Source organism: Nocardioides marinquilinus (assembly GCF_039543705.1).
Lineage (GTDB): Bacteria > Actinomycetota > Actinomycetes > Propionibacteriales > Nocardioidaceae > Nocardioides > Nocardioides marinquilinus.
Window position 1 is genome coordinate 1 of record NZ_BAABKG010000010.1, and the last position, 1,115, is coordinate 1,115.

At 66.5% G+C, this 1,115-nt stretch carries 1 protein-coding gene; it reads right to left on the reverse strand.

Annotated features, from left to right (window positions below; all coding sequences use genetic code 11):
• Positions 1-1,003, reverse strand: a 1,003-nt coding sequence (locus ABEA04_RS22915) for an IS481 family transposase (protein WP_345464682.1), incomplete at its 3' end; no start/stop codon positions are given.
• Positions 1,004-1,115: the final 112 nt, after the last annotated feature.

A 1,115-nucleotide genomic window follows, 5' to 3' on the forward strand; every position in this document is an offset into this window, starting at 1 on the left:
TGTGATGCCCAGCCAGGTTGTTCAACCGGTTGATGGGTGGTTGGCCTGCGAGGGCTGAGTGGGGCCGGTGGTGGTTGTACTGGTGCAGCCATCCTGCCAGGGCTGCTCGGCGGGCGTTTTCGGACGTGTAGAGACGCCGGTAGGCCCACCCATCGGTCAGGGTGCGGTGAAAGCGTTCGATCTTGCCGTTGGTCTGAGGTCGGCGGGGTCGGGTGCGTTTGGGTGTGATGCCCAGCTCGGTGCAGGTGTCTCGCCACAGGTGGGAGATGTAGGGCGAGCCGTTGTCGGACAGCACCCGTTCGACGGTGATGCCGTGCGCGGCGAACCAATCCACGGCTCGGCGCAGTACCGCGACCGCGGTCGCGGCGGTCTCGTTGTCGTGGCATTCGGCGTAGGCGATGCGGGTGTGGTCATCGATCACGGTGTGCACGAAGCAGGTGCCGACCTTGGGGTGGTGGTAGGCGTTGCTCGCGCCGGTGCGGTCCTTGGTGGCGCTACGGTTCTTTGCCCCCTGGGCCCTGCCGAGGTAGCGCCAGCCGCCGCCGTCGGGGATGTTGCCGAGCTTCTTGACGTCGACGTGGATCAGCTCACCGGGGCGTTCGCGTTCGTAGCGCCGTGCAGGCTCACCGGTGACTCGGTCGATGTGGGAGAGCCGCTGGAGGCGGCACCGGGTCAGCACCGCGTGCACGGTCGAGGCCGGCATGTCCAGCTTGGCTGCGATCGGGACCGGGCCGAGGCGTTGTTTCCAGCGCAGGTGCACGATCTTGCGGACCACTGGTGCCGGTGTCTTGGCGTGCTGGGTATGGCGCGCTGAGGAACGGTCGTTCATGCCGGCTGGTCCTTCGGCCTGGTAGCGCTTGGCCCACTTGTCCGCGGTGCGCCAGCTGACGTTGTAGAACTCTGCGGCCCGCGAGGCCGGCCAACCGTCATCGACGATCAATCGGGCCAACCTCAGACGGTGTCGCGGTGTCAACGCAGCGTTGGCATGACTAGCGTGGGACATGAAGGCCTCCTGGCGGTGAAGCGGTTTCTAGACAGCTCCACTCCACCGCGGGAGGCCTTCACCCATCTACGGACGCGCCGTACCCGATCGCACAACGTGCCTGGGCATCACA